This window comes from Vulcaniibacterium thermophilum (assembly GCF_007923255.1).
GTDB lineage: Bacteria > Pseudomonadota > Gammaproteobacteria > Xanthomonadales > Xanthomonadaceae > Lysobacter_F > Lysobacter_F thermophilum.
This window is the reverse complement of the sequence record NZ_VOHJ01000007.1, coordinates 24,484-44,834: the sequence shown is the minus strand read 5'-3', so window position 1 is coordinate 44,834 and position 20,351 is coordinate 24,484. Positions and strand designations below refer to the sequence as shown.

Annotated in this window: 17 protein-coding genes; 5 read left to right on the top strand and 12 right to left on the bottom strand. The window is 71.1% G+C overall.

Annotated features, from left to right (window positions below; all coding sequences use genetic code 11):
• The first annotated feature begins 16 nt into the window (after positions 1-16).
• Both FQY64_RS04680 and mtnA read left to right on the top strand, forming a co-directional pair.
• Positions 17-796: a DUF3011 domain-containing protein gene (locus tag FQY64_RS04680; RefSeq protein ID WP_146472545.1), complete on the top strand. Its 780-nt coding sequence runs from the start codon at positions 17-19 to the stop codon at positions 794-796.
• Between the two features lie 58 nt (positions 797-854).
• Positions 855-1,910, top strand: a complete 1,056-nt coding sequence (gene mtnA / locus FQY64_RS04675; RefSeq protein WP_146472544.1) for an S-methyl-5-thioribose-1-phosphate isomerase — start codon at positions 855-857, stop codon at positions 1,908-1,910.
• Between the two features lie 47 nt (positions 1,911-1,957).
• Here mtnA and FQY64_RS04670 read toward each other — a convergent pair whose 3' ends face one another.
• The 8 genes from FQY64_RS04670 to FQY64_RS04635 form a co-directional block, all read right to left on the bottom strand.
• The gene (locus FQY64_RS04670; RefSeq protein WP_146472543.1) at positions 1,958-2,323 is read right to left on the bottom strand and encodes an FxLYD domain-containing protein; all 366 of its coding nucleotides are present in this window, start codon (positions 2,321-2,323) and stop codon (positions 1,958-1,960) included.
• Positions 2,320-2,853: a bactofilin family protein gene (locus FQY64_RS04665; protein WP_146472542.1), complete on the bottom strand. Its 534-nt coding sequence runs from the start codon at positions 2,851-2,853 to the stop codon at positions 2,320-2,322. Before FQY64_RS04665 ends, FQY64_RS04670 begins: the two co-directional genes overlap by 4 nt.
• Before the next feature lie 217 nt (positions 2,854-3,070).
• Positions 3,071-4,681 (bottom strand): carboxyl transferase domain-containing protein, encoded by a 1,611-nt coding sequence (locus FQY64_RS04660; protein ID WP_146472541.1) that lies wholly within the window; start codon positions 4,679-4,681, stop codon positions 3,071-3,073.
• A 124-nt stretch (positions 4,682-4,805) separates the two neighbouring features.
• Positions 4,806-5,189 (bottom strand): hypothetical protein, encoded by a 384-nt coding sequence (locus FQY64_RS04655; RefSeq protein WP_146472540.1) that lies wholly within the window; start codon positions 5,187-5,189, stop codon positions 4,806-4,808.
• A gap of 147 nt (positions 5,190-5,336) precedes the next feature.
• The gene (locus tag FQY64_RS04650) at positions 5,337-5,690 is read right to left on the bottom strand and encodes a hypothetical protein (protein WP_146472539.1); all 354 of its coding nucleotides are present in this window, start codon (positions 5,688-5,690) and stop codon (positions 5,337-5,339) included.
• Positions 5,691-5,818: 128 nt separating this feature from the next.
• The gene (locus FQY64_RS04645) at positions 5,819-6,988 is read right to left on the bottom strand and encodes a thiolase family protein (RefSeq protein WP_146472538.1); all 1,170 of its coding nucleotides are present in this window, start codon (positions 6,986-6,988) and stop codon (positions 5,819-5,821) included.
• A 111-nt stretch (positions 6,989-7,099) separates the two neighbouring features.
• The gene (locus FQY64_RS04640) at positions 7,100-7,735 is read right to left on the bottom strand and encodes a response regulator (protein ID WP_146472537.1); all 636 of its coding nucleotides are present in this window, start codon (positions 7,733-7,735) and stop codon (positions 7,100-7,102) included.
• Entirely contained in the window at positions 7,735-8,952 is a 1,218-nt protein-coding gene (locus tag FQY64_RS04635; RefSeq protein ID WP_186760854.1) for a sensor histidine kinase, read from the bottom strand. The genes FQY64_RS04640 and FQY64_RS04635 overlap by 1 nt, the downstream gene beginning before the upstream one ends.
• Positions 8,953-9,111: 159 nt before the next feature.
• On the opposite strand from FQY64_RS04635, the gene FQY64_RS14925 reads away from it, so the two are divergent.
• Positions 9,112-9,819 (top strand): DUF2306 domain-containing protein, encoded by a 708-nt coding sequence (locus FQY64_RS14925; RefSeq protein WP_222431753.1) that lies wholly within the window; start codon positions 9,112-9,114, stop codon positions 9,817-9,819.
• 45 nt (positions 9,820-9,864) lie between these two features.
• Here FQY64_RS14925 and FQY64_RS04630 read toward each other — a convergent pair whose 3' ends face one another.
• The 4 genes from FQY64_RS04630 to FQY64_RS04615 form a co-directional block, all read right to left on the bottom strand.
• Entirely contained in the window at positions 9,865-10,449 is a 585-nt protein-coding gene (locus FQY64_RS04630) for a GNAT family N-acetyltransferase (protein ID WP_222431752.1), read from the bottom strand.
• Between the two features lie 18 nt (positions 10,450-10,467).
• On the bottom strand, positions 10,468-11,625 hold the full coding sequence (locus FQY64_RS04625) for an isovaleryl-CoA dehydrogenase (protein WP_146472535.1): 1,158 nt from the start codon (positions 11,623-11,625) through the stop codon (positions 10,468-10,470).
• A 132-nt stretch (positions 11,626-11,757) separates the two neighbouring features.
• Complete coding sequence (locus tag FQY64_RS04620) at positions 11,758-12,861, bottom strand: Glu/Leu/Phe/Val dehydrogenase dimerization domain-containing protein (RefSeq protein ID WP_146472534.1); 1,104 nt, start codon at positions 12,859-12,861, stop codon at positions 11,758-11,760.
• Between the two features lie 231 nt (positions 12,862-13,092).
• Positions 13,093-14,364, bottom strand: coding sequence for a 2OG-Fe(II) oxygenase (locus FQY64_RS04615; RefSeq protein ID WP_146472533.1), 1,272 nt, complete (start codon positions 14,362-14,364; stop codon positions 13,093-13,095).
• A gap of 95 nt (positions 14,365-14,459) precedes the next feature.
• On the opposite strand from FQY64_RS04615, the gene FQY64_RS04610 reads away from it, so the two are divergent.
• Entirely contained in the window at positions 14,460-16,529 is a 2,070-nt protein-coding gene (locus FQY64_RS04610) for a C1 family peptidase (RefSeq protein ID WP_146472532.1), read from the top strand.
• A gap of 111 nt (positions 16,530-16,640) precedes the next feature.
• Complete coding sequence (locus tag FQY64_RS04605) at positions 16,641-20,252, top strand: methylmalonyl-CoA mutase family protein (RefSeq protein ID WP_146472531.1); 3,612 nt, start codon at positions 16,641-16,643, stop codon at positions 20,250-20,252.
• The last annotated feature ends 99 nt before the right edge of the window (positions 20,253-20,351 follow it).

Here is a 20,351-nt window from a genome sequence, read left to right as displayed (position 1 = left end):
CCTGGGAGCGACGACGATGCGTGCCGCTTGGGTCCTGATGATCGCCACGTTCGCGGCGGCCGCCTGCGCGCCGGCCGCGCGCGCGCAGTACGCCGGTCAGCACTACGGCGAGAACGTCGTGCGCTGCGAGTCCGACGACAACCGTTCGCGCTTCTGCCCCGCCGACACCCGCGGCGGCGTGCGGCTGGCGCGCCAACTGTCGGACACGCCGTGCGTGGAAGGCCGCTCCTGGGGCGTGCGCCGGGACGGCGTGTGGGTGGACGACGGCTGCCGCGCCGAGTTCGTGATCGGCTATGGCGGATCCCCGGGCTGGGGCGGCGGCGACGTGGTGCGTTGCGAGTCGCGCAACAACCGCTGGACGCATTGCCCGGTCAGCGCCCGCGGCGGCGTGCGCCTGCTGCGCCAGCTTTCCGCATCGCCGTGCATCGAGGGCCAGACCTGGGGCCAGGACCGCCGCGGCGTCTGGGTCGCCGGCGGCTGCCGCGCCGAGTTCCGCGTGCGGCGCGGCTGGCAGGAACCGGCGCGCCTGGTGCGCTGCGAGTCGGGCGACAACCGCTCGCGCTTCTGTCCGGTCGATATCCGCGGCGGCGTGCGGCTGGTGCGGCAGTTCTCGCGCAGCCCGTGCATCGAAGGCCGCTCGTGGGGCGTGCAGCGCGGCGGGATCTGGGTCGATCACGGTTGCCGCGGCGAGTTCGAGGTCGGCCGGCGCGGCGGATGGGGCTGGCGCGACGACCACCCCCGCCCGTGGGGCGCGCCGGAGGAGGAGAGCGGCCCCTGGGTCGAGGAAGACCGCTGACGGCCGGCCCGCGTCCATCGTCGCGGGGCGCACGGAGGCACGCGCCTACAATGGCGCGATGGACGCTTTCGATTTCGACCGCTACGACCGCATCCGCCCGATCCGCTGGACGGGCGAGGCCCTCGAACTGCTGGACCAGCGCACGCTGCCGTTCGAGGTGAAGCATCTGCGCTACGAGGACAGCGACGGCGTCGCCGAGGCGATCCGTCAGTTGGTGGTGCGCGGCGCGCCGGCGATCGGCATCGCCGCGGCCTGGGGCGTGGTGCTGGCCGCGCGCCGCGTGGAGGCCGCCGACGGCGCGCAGGCGGCGGTCGCGCTGGAACCGGCGATGCAGCGCCTCAACGCGGCGCGGCCCACCGCGGTGAATCTGGCGTGGGCGCTCGCCCGCATGCGGCGCGCGCTGCAGGGCGCGGGCGCCGACTGGCGCGGCGTGCTCGAGCGCGAGGCGCAGGCGATCGCCGAGGAGGATCTCGCCGCCAACCGCCGCATGGGCGCGCTCGGCGCGGCGCTGATCGAACCCGGCAGCGGCGTGCTCACCCACTGCAACACCGGCTCGCTGGCCACCGCCGGCTTCGGCACCGCGCTCGGCGTGATCCGCGCCGGCGTGGCGCAGGGCCGCATCGAGCGCGTGTACGCGGGCGAGACGCGGCCGTGGCTGCAGGGCGCGCGGCTGACGGTCTGGGAGCTGCAGCAGGACGGCATCGCGCCGGTGCTGATCGCCGACGCCGCCGCGTCCCACCTGATGAAGACCGGCGCGGTGCGGTGGGTGATCGTCGGCGCCGACCGCATCTGCGCCAACGGCGATACCGCCAACAAGATCGGCACCTACCAGCTCGCGATCGCCGCGCGTCACCACGGCGTGCGTTTCATGGTGGTGGCGCCTTCGTCAACGGTCGACATGCACACCCCCGACGGCGACGCCATCCACATCGAGGAGCGCGATGCCGCCGAGCTGTTCTCGCTGGGCGGCGTGCGTACGGCGGCCGAGCGGGTCGGCGCCTGGAATCCGGTGTTCGACGTGACGCCGCACACGCTGATCGACGCCATCGTCACCGAGCGCGGGGTGATCGAACGTCCCGACGAGGCGGCGATGCGCGCGGCGTTCGGGGGCTGAGCGGGCCCCGGAGCGCGTGCCGCGCGGCCGGGCGAGGCCCGCCGCGCTCACCGCCGGCGTCGCACCCGCGCCGGCGCCGCCACTTCGACCGCCTCCACGCCCAGCGAGAAGGTGCGCGATTCGCCCTCCGCCAGCGCGCCCACGCCCACCACGTGGCGCGCGATCTCCTCGCCGCGCTCGTCGCGGATCGCCACCACCACGGTGTACTCCCACGCCCGCTCGCCGGACGGGCCGCACAGCGTGCCTTCCACCTGAAGCGGCGTCGTGCGCCGGGCGGCGGTGCGGGCGGCGGCATCCTCGAAGCGCAGGTGATGCCGGCAGGCCGGACACACCGCCGCGCTCTCCAGGATCGTCGCCCGGCAATGCGGACACACGCGCGTGGCGCCGGGCGCGGCGGTGCGTCCGGCGTTCATTCGCGGCTGCCGTGCTCCGGCCTTGCGGGCGCGCCGTCTTCCCAGCCGAACTCGACGTGACCGCGCATGCGCGCGCCGGAGGCGACCACCACCGTGCCGGCCTTGACGTCGCCGGCGATCACGCCGGTCTCCAGCAGCTCGACGCGCTGCGCGCTTTCGACGTTGCCTTCCAGCTCGCCCGCCACGGTGACGCGGCGCGCGCGCACGCCGCCGTCGACCTTGGCGCCCACCTCGATGGTCAGGTCGCCGTCGACCGTGATGTCGCCCTTGAACCGTCCGGCGATGCGCACATGCCCGGCGCCCTGGATCCGGCCCTCGATGGTCAGGTCCGCGGCGATCAGCGATTCCTTGGCGGCCGGCTCGGCGGCGCGCGCGGTCGCGGCGGGCGCGGCCGAAGGTCCCGGCGGCGCGGCGACGGGCGGGCCGAACCCGATCTCGGTGCGCGGGTCCGGTTCCCTGGGCAGCGCGCTGGCGGGCGGGGCGGGGGCGGCGTCCTTCTTCGGGTTCGACGGGGGATTGAAGATGGCCATGACGGTCTCGTGAGGGAGCGTCCGTCGAGGCTAGCAGCGCGGCCATGCGCGGTTGGGACGGCGGTCGCCGTTCCTCCGCGCCGCGGGCCCGACGTTCATCGGGCGATCACGTTTGGCGCGCCGGTACTCGACCGCACGGCCGGGTGGACGCGCGGTCGTCGCCTGTGGCGCCCCCGCTGCGGTGCGGCCCGGCCCCGCGCCGGCCGCCACCGCCAGGTCACATGCGGAACACCCCGAAGCGCGACGGCCCTTCGATCGGCGCGTTGAGCGCGGCCGACAGGGCAAGGCCCAGCACCCGGCGCGTGTCGGCCGGGTCGATGATGCCGTCGTCCCACAGCCGCGCGGTGGCATAGTACGGATTGCCCTGCGTCTCGTACTGCTCGCGGATCGGCGCCTTGAACGCCTCTTCCTCCTCCGCGCTCCAGGTCTTGCCGGCGGCTTCCAGCGCATCGCGCTTGACGGTGGCGAGCACGCTCGCCGCCTGCTCGCCGCCCATCACCGAGATGCGCGCGTTCGGCCACATCCACAGGAAGCGCGCGCCGTACGCGCGGCCGCACATCGCGTAGTTGCCGGCGCCGAAGCTGCCGCCGATCACCACGGTGAACTTCGGCACGTGCGAGCACGCCACCGCGGTCACCATCTTGGCCCCGTCCTTGGCGATGCCGGCGTTCTCGTACTTGCGGCCCACCATGAAGCCGGTGATGTTCTGCAGGAACACCAACGGGATGCCGCGCTGGTTGCACAGCTCGATGAAGTGCGCGCCCTTGAGCGCGCTCTCGGAGAACAGGATGCCGTTGTTGGCGACGATGCCGACCGGGTAGCCGTGGATGTGCGCGAAGCCGGTGACCAGCGTCTTGCCGTAGCGCGCCTTGAATTCCTGCAACTCGCTGCCGTCGACGATGCGCGCGATCACCTCGCGGATGTCGAACGGCCGGCGCATGTCCTTCGGCACGATGCCGTACAGCTCCTCGGCCGGGTAGAGCGGTTCGCGCGCCTCGCGGATCGCCACCGGCGGCTGCTTGCGCCGGTTGAGATGGCCGACGATCTCGCGCGCGATCGCGAGCGCATGCCGATCGTCCTCGGCGAAGTGGTCGGCCACGCCGGACACGCTGGTGTGCACGTCGGCGCCGCCGAGCGCCTCGGCGTCCACCACCTCGCCGGTCGCCGCCTTCACCAGCGGCGGGCCGCCGAGGAAGATCGTGCCCTGTTCCTTGACGATCACGCTCTCGTCGCACATCGCCGGCACGTACGCGCCTCCCGCGGTGCAGGAGCCCATCACCACCGCGATCTGCGGGATGTTCTCCGCGCTCAGCCGCGCCTGGTTGTAGAAGATGCGGCCGAAGTGCTCCTTGTCCGGAAACACTTCGTCCTGCAGCGGCAGGAACGCGCCGCCGGAATCGACCAGGTAGACGCAGGGCAGGCGGTTCTCGCGCGCGATCTCCTGCGCGCGCAGGTGCTTCTTCACCGTCATCGGGAAGTAGGTGCCGCCCTTGACGGTGGCGTCGTTGGCGACCACCACCACTTCCTGCCCAATCACCCGGCCGATGCCGCAGACGATGCCGGCCGCGGGCGCCTGGTCGTCGTACATGCCCTCGGCCGCGAGCGGCGCGATCTCGAGGAAGGGCGAACCGGGATCGAGGAGGGCGGTGATGCGGTCGCGCACCAGCAGCTTGCCGCGCTCGGTGTGCTTGGCGCGCGCCTTCTCGCCGCCGCCCTGCGCGGCGCGCGCGAGCCGCGCCTCGAGCTCCTCGACGAGCGCGCGGTGGTAGGCGGCGTTGTCCCGGAAATCCTGGGAACGCGGATCGATCTGCGAGGCGAGGATCGGCATGGTCGATGCGTGTCGGGTCGGGCCGCGCATAAGACCACAGAGTGCGCGCGCGGCCAATATCGCGGACCAGAGGGCGAAAAAAGAAGGCCCGCTTGCGCGGGCCTTCGTGCGTGCTGCGGGGACGTCAGTCCTTCTTCTCTTCTTCGGCCTTCGCTTCGGCCTTCTCGGCGGCGTTCTCCGCCTTGTTGGCGACGTTCTGCGCGGCTTCGGCGGTGGCGTTGGCGGCGCCCGCAGCCGCTTCGGCGGCGGCGGCCTGGGCCTGGTCGGTGGCCTCGTCGACGTTCTGCGCGGCCTCGCCCACCGCCTCGCCCGTGGCGGCGGCCGCGGCCTCGGCGCCCTCGGCGGCGGCGTTGCCCGCGGCATCGGCGGCCTGGGCGGCGGCGTCGGCCGCCTGCTGCGCGGAGGCTTCGGCCTCGTTGGCCTCGCTCTGGGCGGTCGGGGTCTCGTTCTTGCAGGCCGACAGCGCGAGCGCGGCAGCGGCGACGAGCACGAAGAGCTTGGTGTTCATGGGGTTGGTCTCCGATGTGTGGGTCACACGGTGGGCTTATTACCACAACGGTGGAGGCGAGCGCGTCGTCGCACCGGCCCCGCAAACGGAAAAGCCGCCGGGGTTACCGGCGGCCTTCCTTTTCGCGTGTACCGCGTGAAGAGGAGATTACTTCTTCTCTTCGGCGGTCTCTTCGGCCGCGTCCTTCGCCTGCTCGGCGGCGTCGGCGGACTGCTGGGCAGCGTCGGCGGCGGCGTCGGCAGCGCCGGCGGTCGGAGCAGCGGCAGCGGCGTCGGCCTGGGTCGCGGCGGCGTCGGCAGCCTGGGCGGCGGCGTCGGCCGAAGCCTGGGCGGCGTCAGCGGCGGCGGCGTCGGTCGAAGCGGCGGCCTGGTCGGCGGCAGCCTGGGCCTCGGTGGCCGCGGCGTTGGCGTCGGCAGCGGCGTCTTCAGCCTGCTTCTGGTTCGAGCACGCGGCCAGGGCGAAACCCAGGGCCAGGGCGATCAGCGCCTTGTTCATGGACATGGTCTAGTTTCCTCGTCGTTAGTTTGGCAACGCGCAAAATGCGCGCCAATGACATGATGACAAGCCAATTACGCGTGTCAAGCGGGTGGCCGCCACCAATTCGTTAGTCCGGCGTTAACTCCGGACGATCAAATGAGTTCCACCGCGAGCGCGGTCGCTTCGCCGCCGCCGATGCACAGCGTCGCCACGCCGCGCTTCGCGCCGCGCTGGCGCATCGCGTTGAGCAGCGTCACCACCAGGCGCGCGCCGCTGGCGCCGATCGGATGGCCGAGCGCGCACGCGCCGCCATGCACGTTGAGCTTCTCGTGCGCGATGCCGAGATCCTTCATCGGCGCCATCGCCACGCTCGCGAACGCTTCGTTGACTTCGAACAGATCGACGTCGGCGACCGACCAGCCGGCCTTGCGCAGCACCTTCTCGATCGCGCCCACCGGCGCGGTCGTGAACCACTCCGGGGCCTGCGACTGGGTGGCGTGGGCGACGATCCGCGCGAGCGGCCGCACCCCGCGCGCGGCGGCGTCCTCGGCGCGCATCAGCACGGTCGCCGCGGCGCCGTCGGAGATCTTGGAGGAGGCGGCCGCGGTGATCACGCCGCCGAACGCCGGGCGCAGGGTCGGAATCTTGGAGGGATCGATCTTGCCCGGCTCCTCGTCGGTGTCGACCACGACCTCGCCCTTGCGGCCCTTGACGGTCACCGGGACGATCTCGTCGCGGAAGGCGCCGCCGGACACCGCCGCCTGCGCGCGGCGCACGCTCTCGGCGGAGAAGGCGTCGAGCGCGGCGCGGTCGAAGCCGTACTTCTCGCACATCATGTCGCCGAACACGCCCATCGCCTTGCCGTCGTAGGGGTTGGTCAGGCCATCCCACGCCATGTGGTCGAGGAACTCGGCGGCGCCGTAGCGGATGCCGGTGCGCGAGCCGTTGAGCAGGTGCGGCGCGTTGGTCATCGACTCCATGCCGCCGGCGACGACGACGCTGGCGGAGCCGGCCCTGATCAGGTCGTGCCCCAGCATGATCGCCTTCATGCCCGAGCCGCACACCTTGTTGACCGTGGTGCAGCCGGTGGCGGCGGGCAGGCCGGCAGCGAGCGCGGCCTGGCGGGCGGGCGCCTGGCCGAGGCCGGCCGGCAGCACGCAGCCCATGAACACCTCGTCGACCTGGTCGGGCGCGACGCCCGCCTGCTCCAGCGCGCCGCGGATCGCCGCCGCGCCGAGGGTCGGCGTCGGCACGCCGGTGAACTGGCCGAGGAAGGAACCGATGGCGGTGCGCTTGGCACCGACGATGACGATGTCGCTCATGGCGGGCTCCGTGTGCGGGGCTGGCGGGTGAGCCGGAATCGGTCGATTATGCGGCGCTGCAGCATGAGGAGCAATCGGGCGGCGCGCGCGGCTGGCGGCGCCCGTCGCCGCTCACAGCAGACGCCGGGTGATCGCCTTCAGGACCGCGTGGGTGCGGTCACGGCAGTCCAGCTTCAGCAGGATGTCGGAGATGTAGTTCTTCACCGTGCCCTCGGACAGGTGCAGGCTGCGGCCGATCTCCTTGTTGGAATAGCCGCCGGCGACCAGACGCAGGATGCTGCGTTCGCGTTCGGTGAGGTGCGGGTCGGCCGGTCCGGCGTCGCGGTCGGGCCACGCGGCGCGCACCGGCCCGAGGCTGACGGGCTGCAGCAGGGTTTCGCCGGCGGCCACGCGCAGGATCGCTTCGCGCAGATCCTCGGGCGAGGCGTCCTTGAGCAGGAAACCCTGCGCGCCGGCGTCGACCGCCGCCAGCATCAGCGCGCTGTCGTCGAAGGTGGTCAGCAGGATCACCGGCGTGGCGTCGCGACGCTCGCGCAGCGCGCGCACCAGTGCGATGCCGTCCATGCCCGGCATGCGGATGTCGCTGAGGATCACATCGACCGGACGCTTCGCCACGCCCGCCAGCAGCGCGGCGCCGTCGTCGGCCTCCAGGGCGATGTGCAATCCCAGATCGGCGAGCAGCGCCGACAGCCCGCGGCGCACCAGGGCCTGGTCGTCGGCGATGGCGATGCGGACCGGCGCGGTCATCAGACGCCCGCGGGAAGCCGCGCGACCAGTTCCACGCCGCGCGGCGCGCGCGCGGCCACGTGCAGGGTGCCGCCGAGCTGCTGCAGCCGCTCGCGCATGCCGGTGAGGCCGTTGCCGAACGTCAGCTCCGGTGCCTGCGCGCCGTCGTCGAGCACGCGCAGCGTGACGCCGCCGGATTCGCGGCGGCAGACGATCGCGATCTCGCGCGGGTGGCCGTGGCGCAGCGCGTTGGTGATCGCTTCCTGCGCGCAACGCAGCAGCGTCTCCGCGGCGGCGACGCTGCCCGGCCGCGCATCGTCGGAAACGTCGATGCAAAAGCGCGGGCCGGGAATGCGCGCGGTGAGCGTCTGCAGCGCGCCGCGCAGATCGATGCCGTCGTGGCGGCGCAGCGCGCCGACCACGGCGCGGATGTCGTCCAGCAGCTCGTGCGCGAGCTGGGCGGCGATCGTCACCTCCTCGCGCACCGGCGCATCGCCGTTGCGATGCAGGCGCGCCAGATTGAGCTTGAGCGCGGTCAGCTTGTGGCCGGCGACGTCGTGCAGTTCGCGCGAGAGCTTCAGCCGCTCCTCGCCGCGCGCGCTTTCCTCGAGCAGGCGCCGCGTCGCCAGCAGTTGCGCGTTGACCCGCGCCAGCTCGTCGCGGGTGCGTTCGATCGCGGTGGCGTAATGCGCGGTCAGCCCGGCGAACGCCTGGAAGCCGAGGATCGGCAACAGCTCGAGCGGAACGCGCGCCCACTCCAGACCGAAGCCGAAGCGCCAGATCGCCACCAGCCCGAGGTTGAACACCGCCAGCCATCCCAGCGCGCGGCGCCAGGGCAGGGCGGCGAACAGTTGCACCGCCACCAGCACCAGCAGGATCGCGCCCATGCCGCCGCGCAGCAGCCATGTCGCGAGCAGCGCGAGCGCACCCTGCGCCAGCAGCAGCGATGCGCACCAGCGATCGTGCAGCGCGGGCGCGCGTTCCATCGCGATGCGCGTCAGGAACAGCGCCATGAAGCCGAGCAGGCAGCCCAGGCCGAACAGTTCGCCGCGGTCGAGGCCGTCGCGCCGCGCCGAGGCCAGCATCACCAGGGCGACCGGCAGCCAGGTGGCGTACGCGGCGAGGTTGAGCGGCGAGAGCAGTCCGCCGTGCCAGATCGAGGCGGTCGCCGACGGAACGTCGACGGCGCGTTCGGGCGCCGGCTCGGCATCGTGTTCGCGGGCGGCATCGGCGTGCATGCGGCGAGTATAGGAGCGTGCAACCGCCGTACGCGGCCGCTGGCGCAGGAGGTGACTTTTCTCACCCCCGTCGGGTGACTTCATGCCTCTGCCGCGGGCGGACGCGCGAACGGAGACTGCGATCGTGCGCCGGCCGTCGCCGGCGATGGAGTCGGATCGATGGACGCATATCGCACACTGGTGCTGGCGCATGCACTGTTCGGGACCGCGGCGCTGCTGACGTTCTGGTCCGCCGCGTTCGCGCGCAAGGGCGGCCCGCTGCATCGGGGCAGCGGCAAGGTCTACCTGCTGGCGATGGTCGGCGTGACGATCAGCGCGCTGCCGATCACCGCGATGGCGTTCGCCCGCGGGCACGACGTGACCGGGACGTTTCTCGCCTATCTGGTGCTGATCACCGCGACCGTGATGTGGCTGGGATGGCGCGCGGTGCGCCGCAAGCGCGACCAGGCGGCTTTTCGCGATCGCGCGTATCTGACGGTGGCTTTACTCAATCTCGTCGCGTCGGTGGCGGTGTTCGCGGCCGGTTGGCGGGTCTCGCAGCCCCTGCTGATGGGTTTCAGCCTGGTCGGCGCCGCCACCGGCGTCGAGATGCTGTATCGCCGTGCACGTCCGTTGCAGTCCGCACGCTGGTGGTTGAAGGAACACTACAGCGCGATGATGGGCTGCGGCGTCGCCACCCACGTCGCTTTCCTGTCGATCGGGCTCAACCGGATCGTGCAGGCGCTCGGCTTCGCGCCGCCGTCCTGGTACTCCCTGATCGCCTGGTTCGGGCCACTGCTGGCCTCGCTGGCGGCGGTGGCGTGGCTGGACCGGAAGTACTTCGCGGACGGCCGGGCGCCTGCGATCGCGGCGCCGCGGCAGGTGTAGCGAGCCCCGGCAGGGGCGTCGTGCGAAGTGCGCGAGGTCTGCGCCTCACAGGCGCAGCAGGTAGAGCCCGCGCCCGCGTTCGTGCGGGACGACGGGCTCGAAGCCCTGCGCCAGGAACAGGCTGGGCACGCCGGTCCACGCGAACGCACCGGCCAGCGGCACGCCGGGACGCACCGCCTGCGGATAGGCCTCCAGTTCGCGCGCGCCCCGCGTCCGCGCATGCGCCACCGCGGCGGCCACCAGCGCCGAGGCCACGCCGCGACCGCGATGCTTGGCCGGCACGAACAGGCAGTTCAGCGACCAGGTGCGCGCGTCCCAGTCGCGCGCGAGCCCCCTGCTGCGCTCGAGCCGTGGGAACTCGCCGCGCGGCCCGACCGCGCACCAGCCCACCGGCTCGTCCTGCGCGAACGCGAGCACGCCCGAAGCCCGGCCCGACTCCACCAGCGCACGGAAGGCGCGGCGGTTGGGTTCGCCCTTGGCGGCGTCCCAGGTCCTGCCGCCCATCGGCACCCGCCACCACATGCACCAGCAGCCGCCGCAGGCGCCGTTGGCGCCGAACAGGCGCTCGATCGCCGGCCAGTCGTCGCGGGCCAGCGGTCGGGTGACGAGCGGGGGCACGGCGGTCGCCATCGCGACCGCCATGCTAGATCAGTCGCGGCCTTCGAACAGTTCGCGGCCGATCAGCATGCGGCGGATCTCGTTGGTGCCCGCGCCGATCGCGTAGAGCTTGGCGTCGCGCAGGATGCGGCCGGTCGGGTACTCGTTGATGTAGCCGTTGCCGCCGAGCGCCTGGATCGCTTCCAGTGCGACCTGCACCGCGGCTTCCGAGGCGTGCAGCAGGCAGGCCGCCGCGTCGACGCGGCTGCGGTGGCCGGCGTCGTAGTCGCGCGCGACCTGGTAGGCGAACGCGCGGCTGGACTGCAGCGCGGTGTACATGTCGGCGATCTTGCCCTGCATCAGCCCGAAGGTGCCGATCGGCGCGTCGAACTGCTTGCGTTCGCGCACGTAGGGCAGGGCGACGTCGAGCGCGGCCTGCATCAGCCCGAGCGGGCCGCCGGTGAGCACCAGCCGCTCGGTGTTGAGCCCGCTCATCAGCACCCTGACGCCCTGGTTGACCTCGCCGAGCACGTTCTCGTCGGGGATCTCGCAGTCCTCGAACACCAGCTCGCAGGTGTTGGAGCCGCGCATGCCGAGCTTGTCGAGCTTCTGCGCGGTGCGGAAGCCCTTCATGCCGCGCTCGACGATGAACGCGGTGATGCAGCGGCTGCCGGCCTCCTTGCCCGCCGTGCGCATGTAGACCACCAGAACGTCGGCCTCGGGGCCGTTGGTGATCCACATCTTGTTGCCGTTGGCCACCCAGACATCGCCGCGCTTCTCGGCGCGACAGCTCATGGAGCCGACGACATCCGACCCTGCGCCCGGCTCGCTCATCGCCAGCGCGCCCTTCCACTCGCCGCTGCACAGCCTCGGCAGGTACTTCCGCCGCTGCGCCTCGGTGCCGTTGGCGTACAGGTTGCTCACGCACAGGTTGGAGTGCGCGCCGTAGCTCAGGCCGACCGAACCGGACGCGCGCGAGATCTCCTCCATCGCGACCAGATGGGCGAGGTAGCCCATGTCGCTGCCGCCGTATTCGCCCGGCACGGTCATGCCGAGCAGGCCCATCTCGCCGAGCTTCGGCCACAGATCCTGCGGGAACGCGTTGTCGTGGTCGATCTGCGCCGCGCGCGGCGCGATTTCCGCCTCGGCGAAGCGGCGCACGGCCTCGCGGAGGGCGTCGATGTCTTCACCGAGGGGGAAGGGGCGCATGGGTCAGTGGCCGGCAAAAGGGAATGGGGAATCGGGAATCGGACGCAACGCGCACGGGTCGATCAGGAACCTCGAGTGGAACGGGGAGCGGCTTCACCGATTCCCCATTTCCGATTCCCGAGTCGCGAGCGATCAGTGCCCGCCGCGGATGCGGCCGTGGAAACGCGGCGCGGTGCGGCCCATCGGCAGCTTGAGCTTGCCGATCATGGCGATGCGCTCCTCGGCCATGCGGTCGGCGGCCTTGTAGGTCGGGATGCGGTCGCGGTCGGCGATCTCGTAGATGCGGGTGAGGTTGTGGTAGATCGTCCGCATCATGCGCATCGCGCGTTCGCGGTTGTAGCCGTCGATCTCCAGCGACACGTTCATCACACCGCCGGCGTTCACCGCGTAGTCCGGCGCGTAGAGGATGCCGCGGCGCTCGACCTCGTCGCCGATCTCGTTGTTGGCGAGCTGGTTGTTGGCCGCGCCGCAGATGACCTTGGCCTTCAGGCGCGGCAGGGTCTGCTCGTTCACGGTGCCGCCGAGCGCGCACGGCGAGTAGACGTCGCACGGCACGTCGTAGATCTCCTCGGGGGCCACCGCCTCGGCGCCGTACTCGTCGACCGCGCGGTCGATCAGCGTCTTGTTGATGTCGGTGACGAAGATCTTGGCGCCGCGCTCGCGCAGCAGCTTGACGAACTCCATGCCGACATGGCCCAGGCCCTGCACGGCGTAGCTGTAGTGGCCGACTTCCTCGTTGCCGAACTTGCGGTTCAGCGTCGCCATCAGGCCCTGCAGGGTGCCGTAGGCGGTGAACGGCGAGGGGTCGCCCGAGCCGCCATGCACCTGGTGCACGCCGGTGACGTATTCGGTTTCGCGGTAGACGTACTCCATGTCGTTGACGTCGATGCCGACGTCCTCGGCCGTGATGTAGCGGCCGCCGAGCGAATCGACGAACTTGCCGAACGCGCGGAACAGCGCCTCGGACTTGTCCTTCGACGGATCGCCGATGATCACCGCCTTGCCGCCGCCGATGTTCAGGCCCGCGACCGCGTTCTTGTAGGTCATGCCGCGCGACAGGCGCAGCACGTCGTTCAGCGCCTCCGCCTCCGACTTGTACGGCCACATCCGCAGACCGCCCAGCGCCGGGCCGAGCACGGTGTTGTGGATGGCGATGATGGCCTTCAGGCCAGCATCCTTGTTGTGGCAGAACACGACCTGCTCGTGGCCGGTGGTGTCGATGGTTTCGAAGATCATCGGGTGCTCCGGACGGAGGCGACCGATTCGCGCAAGGCGAACGAGTGCCAACGGTGGGTATAAGTCTTTGAAGAGAAAGGAAACAGGCGCGGAAGACGGCATCGGGCCGGTCGTCGCCGGCGCGAAGTGTAATGCAATCGTCTTCAGCGGGCCCGTGTAGGCGCGACGGTACGGTCGCGTATGTCCGCCGTGCGGCGGGCGGAAACGGTTCCGGGTTCGCCTGCCGCCGACTCAGAAGTCCCGATACCGCCGCTCGCGGATCCACAGCGTCGCCAACCACTTCTCGCCGCGCTCGACCGGCAGGCCCGCGTGCAGCGAATCGGGGTCGGGCGTGCCGTCCGGGTGCAGGTTGTCGAACACCACCGCGCGTCCCGCCTTCGGCTCGACACTTATTCCCGCCAGCGGAAATTCGGTGCCGCCGCCGGCGTCCACGTCGTTCAGATAGACGCAGATCGTGCGGGCGCGATTTCCGGCCGCGGGGCGGTCGCGTTCGATCGACCCGGGAGGGCGGTAATCGCGATGCGGACGGTACTCCTGCCCGGGTGCGTAACGCAGCACGGTCAGGTGCTCGGCATCGACCAGCTCGCGGCCTGCGGCGACGGCCATTCGCAGTTGCACCAGGCGCAGCGCCAGGTCCTCGCCGACCGGGTCGAAGCTCGCGTCGCTGCTGGTGCGGATCGGCAGCTTGATCGGCAAGCCGGTTGCCGGATCGACGGTCTGCGATTCGCGCAGATGGGGACGCGCGCGCGCGACCAGCAGACGGCATTCGTCGGCGGACAGCAAACGGTCGACGACCGCTACGCGCGGCTTCGCCGCGAGCGGCCGCGCGGGCGGCGGCACGAACACGTCCTCCAGCGCCAGCGTGCACGGCGCCGCAGCGGTCACGGCCCCCAGAGGCGGCTGGGCGCGGATTTCCGGCAACGGGGCGATGCCGAAGCGCGCCAGTTGCCTGTACACGTCGGCAGCCGCTTCCGGGTCGGCGGCGCAGCCTTCGCCGAGGCGGAGCCGCTCGGCGAGCAGCAATGCCGCGGTCGTCTCGCCGCGTGCGGCCGCCTTCTCCAGAAGCTGGAGGCAGAGCGTCTGATCGGCGGGGTCCGGCTTGCGCCCGAAATGCAAGGCCGCGGCCAGCAACGCGGGGGCGAATCCTGCGCCGACCGCCGCGTACACGCGTTCGTTGATGCGGCCGTCACGCGCGAGCGCCACCCCGCCCAATGCGATCAGCGCCAGGTAGTACGCCGCGGCGACGTTGCCGGCGCTTTCCGCGCGCTGCAGCCAATGCACGGCAGCCTTGGGCGACGCGGATGTCGAGATGCCATGCATCAGCATGCGCGCCAGCTCGACCTGCGCATTGGAGTGGCCGGCCTCCGCGGCGCGGCGATGCAGCGACAGAGCCTCGTCGGTCTCATGGGCGAGCACGAGGTGGACGGCAAGGCGGTAGAGCGCCTCGGGATCCCCCGAACCCGCTTCCTCACGCAGGCGGGCGAGCGTGTCCGTATCGTTCATGCGCGCAGAGTAACCCGACGCGGGAAGCGCGCGTGCCGTCGCGGTCGGTGCGATCAGCCTGCGGCATGCTCGTTCGTCGAAGGAGGGCACGACCGATGACCACCACTCCCCGCAAGCGCACGACGCGCCGCCCGGCCCGCCAGCTCGACGCCCGGCCCGACACCGCCGACTTCCGCGACCGCCTGTTCGAACCCACGCTGGTGGAAGTGCCGGCGCGGGTGCCGCCCGATGCCTTCCTGCGCCTGCGCCTGCCGGTGCTCGACCAGCAGTCGGAGGGCGCCTGCACCGCGTTCGCGCTGGCCACCGTCGCGCATTACCTGCTGCGCACGCGCCGCACCGTACCCGACCGCGCCCGCGTCAGCACGCGGATGCTCTACGACATGGCGCGCCGCTACGACGAGTGGCGCGGCGAGGCGTACTCCGGCTCCAGTTGCCGCGGCGCGATGAAGGGCTGGCACCACCACGGCGTCTGCGCCGAGCGGCTGTGGCCGTACCGCACCGGCGATCACGTCGAGGCCTACACCGAGGAGCGCGCGCGCGATGCCGCGCGCCGTCCGCTCGGCGCCTACTTCCGCGTCAACCACAAGGATCTGGTGGCGATGCATGCGGCGTTCGCCGAGGTCGGCATCCTGTTCGCGTCCTGCGCGGTGCACGAGGACTGGCTCGACCCCGGCGACGACGGCCGCATCCGCTGGACCACGCAGGACATCCTCGGCTACCACGCGATCGCCATCGTCGGCTACGACGAACGCGGTTTCTGGTTCCAGAACTCGTGGGGCGCGAAGTGGGGACGTGGCGGCCTGGGCCACGTCAGCTACGACGAGTGGCTGCAGCGCGGCACCGACGTCTGGGTCGCGCGGCTCGCGGTGCCGGTGGAGCTCAGCTGCCCGCGCGCGGTGGCGATCAGCCGTTCGGCGCTGGCGCGGCAGGCGGCGACGTACGCGCAGGCCGATCTGCGTCCGCACGTGATCTCGCTCGGCAACGACGGCCGCCTGCGCGAGGACGGCCGCTTCGGCACCAGCGTCGAGGACGTGCGCAACATCGTCCGCAACGACCTGCCGCGGCTCACGCGCGGGTGGCGCAAGAAGCGCGTGCTGCTGTACGCGCACGGCGGGCTGGTGCCCGAGGAGGCGGCGATCCAGCGCGTGGCCGACTACCGCGAGGCGCTGCTGGACCAGCAGATCTACCCGCTGTGCTTCCTGTGGCACACCGATTTCTGGACCACGGTCGGCAACCTGCTGCGCGATGCCGGCCGCCAGCGCGCCGGCGGGCCGCTCGAGCGCGCGCGCGATCTGCTGCTCGACCGCCTCGACGACACCCTCGAACCGCTCGCGCGCATGCTCGGTGGGCGCGCGCTGTGGGCGGAGATCAAGGAGAACGCGCTGCTCGCCACCACCGCCATCCGGCGCGTGGACGGCGAACTGCAGGAGGCCGGCGGCGCCGCGCGGGTGGCGCGCCTGCTGGGCGAGTGGATGGCGGACGATCCGGACGTGGAGCTGCATGTCGCCGCGCACAGCGCCGGTTCCGTGCTGATGGCGCCGCTGGTCCAGCTCCTCACCACCGATGGCCTGATCGAGGCCGGACCTGCGGCCGGCATGCTCGGCCTCGGCCGTCGCATCGAAAGCCTGGCGCTGTGGGCGCCGGCCGCGACCGTCGCGCTGTTCATGGACAGCTATGCGCCGGCGATCGACTCCGGCGCCATCCGCCGCGCCGCGCTGTTCACGCTCACCGACCGCGCCGAACAGGCCGACGACTGCGCGCGCATCTACAACAAGTCGCTGCTCTATCTGATCGCGCATGCGTTGGAAGCGCGCGCCCGCGACTGGATCCGCCCCGAGCACCGCCACGGCACGCCGCTGGTCGGCATGGCGCGCTTCGTCGAGGCCGACCCGGGCCTGCGCCGGCTGATCGAGAGCGGCCAGCTCGACTGGATCCGCTCGCCCACCGCCGGACTGCCCATCGGTTCGGCCCACGCCGCGCATGCCGACCGCCACGGCGAGTTCGACGACGACTGCGCGGTGGTCGCGGCCACCGTCGCGCGCATCCTGGACCGGCCGCACGTGGACCTGCGGCTCGAATTCCACCGCAGCGAGGCCGGGCTGGTCGCCTGCCGGCGCGAGCTGACCCACGCGCTGGCGAACGAAGCGGTGCCGGCGCCGCCCTGACGCGCGCCGCGCGCGTCCAGCGCCGGCCACGGCGCGCGCGCCGCGTCGGCAGGGCCGATCGACCCGCCGCGCTACAATCCGCGGATTCCGTATTCCGTATGGAGCGCGCCGATGAGCAGCCCCGCCGCCCACGTCCCGGTCAGCCAGCCCGACACCACGCCGCTTCGCTTCGTCACCGCCGCCAGCCTGTTCGACGGCCACGACGCGGCGATCAACATCATGCGCCGCCTGATCCAGGCGCAGGGCGCCGAGGTGATCCACCTGGGCCACAACCGCTCGGTCGAGGACGTGGTGCGCGCCGCGCTGCAGGAGGACGCCGACGCCATCGCGGTGTCGTCCTACCAGGGCGGCCACGTCGAGTACTTCAAGTACATGGTCGACATGCTGCGCGAGCGCGGCGCCTCGCACATCCGCGTGTTCGGCGGCGGCGGCGGCACGATCACGCCCGAGGAGATCCGCGAACTGCAGGCCTACGGCGTCGAGCGCATCTACCACCCCAACGACGGCATGCACATGGGGCTGGTGGCGATGATCGAGGATGTCGTCCGCCGCGCGAGCGCGGCGCGGGAATCGCGAGCGGGGAATCGGGAATCGATCGCCACGCTCCCGACGCTCGATGACGAGATCGCGATCGGTCGCACCCTCTCTGCGATCGAGGACGGCGAGTACGGCGAAGCCGAGCTGGCCATGTTGCGCCGCCAGTGGGCGGGTGCTGCCGATTCCCGATCCCCCGATGCCCGCGGGCGCGCAGCGCCCGTCATCGGCATCACCGGCACCGGCGGCGCCGGCAAGTCGTCGGTCACCGACGAGCTGCTGAACCGCTTCCTGGCGTGCTTCCCGGAGATGCGTATCGCCGTCATCTCGGTCGACCCGACCCGCCGCCGCACCGGCGGCGCGCTGCTGGGCGACCGCATCCGCATGAACTCGCTGCGCTCCCGGCGCGTGTTCATGCGCTCGATGGCCACCCGCCGCCAGCACGCGGCCACCAACGCCGTGCTGAAGGACTGCATCGCCTTCCTCAAGGGGCTGGGCTACGACCTGGTCATCGTCGAGACCGCCGGCATCGGCCAGTCGGATTCGGAAATCGTCGACCTGGTCGACTTCCCGATGTACGTGATGACCAGCGACTTCGGCGCGCCGAGCCAGCTCGAGAAGATCGACATGCTCGATTACGCCGAGCTCGTCGTGCTCAACAAGTTCGACAAGCGCGGCGCCGAGGACGCCCTGCGCGATGTGCGCAAGCAGTGGAAGCGCAACCGCGTCGCGTTCAAGCTCAAGGACGAGGAGATCCCGGTCTATCCGACCATCGCCAGCCAGTTCAACGACCCCGGCATCAGCTGGATGTTCGTCAACCTGTGCCGGCTGCTGCGCGAGAAGCTGCACATCGGGGCGGGGGCAGGGCAGCCAGCGCAGGGTGGGGGTGGCGCCCGCCCCCGCTGCGACTTCAACCCCCACATCGACACCACCCTGAAGGAACCGCGCGCCACGGTGCTGATCCCCGGCAACCGCGTGCGGTATCTGGCCGAGATCGCCGAACAGGGCCGCGCCATCAACCAGCGCATCGAGCGCGAAGCCGAGATCGCCGACCGGGCCCAAGCCTGCTGGCAGGCGCTGGAGGCGCTGGGCGATCCGCAGCTGCCGAAGGCGCTGGAGCTGTACGACAGCGATGCCCTCGTAGGGCGGGTCTCGACCCGCCATGAGGACGCGCAGCCTGACGACGGCGGGTCAAGACCCGCCCTACCGGTCGACAACACCCTGCTCACCCTGCGCCAGCGCTACAACGACGCCATCCAGTCGCTGTCGTCGGAGGCGCTGAAGCTGCTGCGCGAATGGCCGGCGCGGCTGAAGTCGATCACCGACGAGTTCAACGAGTACCAGGTCCGCGACAAGACCATTCGCGTCGCCAACTACCGCGAGTCGCTGTCGCACCAGCAGATCCCGAAGATCGCCGCGCCCACCTACAAGAGCTGGGGCGAGCTGCTGAACTTCCTGCAGAAGGAAAACCTGCCGGGCTACTACCCGTACACCGGCGGCGTGTATCCGTACCGCCGCACCGGCGAGGACCCGATCCGCATGTTCGCCGGCGAAGGCACGCCGGAGCGCACCAACCGCCGCTTCCATTACCTCAGCCTCGGCCAGCCGGCCGCGCGCCTGTCCACCGCGTTCGACAGCGTGACGCTCTACGGCGAAGACCCGGCCGAGCGCCCGGACATCTACGGCAAGATCGGCAACTCGGGCGTGTCCATCGCCACGCTCGACGACATGAAGAAGCTCTACTCCGGCTTCGACCTGTGCGCGCCGACCACCTCGGTGTCGATGACCATCAACGGCCCGGCGCCGATCATCCTGGCGATGTTCATGAACACCGCCATCGACCAGCAGGTCGAGAAGTACCTGCGCGCCGACAGCGCGCGCTGGGACGTGGCGCAGCGCCGGATGGAGGCGTTCTTCGGCGATCGCCCGCGCCCGCAGTACAGCGGCATGCTGCCCGAAGGCAACGACGGCCTCGGCCTCGGCCTGCTCGGCGTCACCGGCGACCAACTCGTCGATCCGGAGGTGTACGAGAAGATCAAGGCCGAGACGCTGAAAGTCGTGCGCGGCACCGTGCAGGCCGACATCCTCAAGGAGGACCAGGCCCAGAACACCTGCATCTTCAGCACCGAATTCGCCCTGCGCATGATGGGCGACATCCAGCAGTACTTCATCGACCACCGGGTGCGCAATTTCTATTCGGTGTCGATCTCCGGCTACCACATCGCCGAAGCCGGCGCGAACCCGATCAGCCAGCTCGCCTTCACCCTCTCCAACGGCTTCACCATCGTCGAGTACTACCTGGCGCGCGGGATGAAGATCGACGACTTCGCGCCCAACCTGTCGTTCTTCTTCTCGAACGGCATGGACCCGGAGTACACCGTGATCGGCCGCGTCGCCCGCCGCATCTGGGCGCGCGCGATGCGCGAGCGCTACGGCGCCAACGAGCGCAGCCAGATGCTGAAGTACCACATCCAGACCTCCGGCCGCTCGCTGCACGCGCAGGAAATCCAGTTCAACGACATCCGCACCACCTTGCAGGCGCTGTACGCGCTGTTCGACAACTGCAACAGCCTGCACACCAACGCCTACGACGAGGCCATCACCACGCCCACCGAGGAATCGGTGCGCCGCGCGGTGGCCATCCAGATGATCATCAACAAGGAGCTGGGGCTGAACTTCTGCGAGAACCCGTGGCAGGGCAGCTTCATCGTCGACAAGCTCACCGACCTGGTCGAGGAAGCCGTTTACAAGGAGTTCGAGGCCATCAGCGAGCGCGGCGGCGTGCTCGGCGCCATGGACACCATGTACCAGCGCGGCAAGATCCAGGAAGAGAGCCTGTACTACGAGCAGAAGAAGCACGACGGCTCGCTGCCCATCATCGGCGTCAACACCTTCCTGCCGAAGGAGCACGCCGGCGACATCACCACCGAGATCGAGCTGATCCGCTCCACGGAAGACGAGAAGGCCCAGCAGATCGCCAACGTCCGCGCCTTCCAGCAGCTTCGGAATCCTCTCTCCCTCCCCTGCGCGCAGGGGAGGGCCGGGGAGGGGTTAACCTTCCTCCAGAAGACCGCCCGCGACCGCCGCAACGTGTTCGAGGCGCTGATGGACGCGGTCAAGACCCACAGCCTCGGCCAGATCAGCCACGCGCTGTACGACGTGGGTGGCGAGTACCGGCGGAATATGTGACGCCTCGCCACCATTCACGGCTCAGGTCGGCCTTGCGGGCGTACCTAGGGAAGGTCTGAACAAATCCCCCCAATCGCGCGACAATGCCGCATCGCAGCT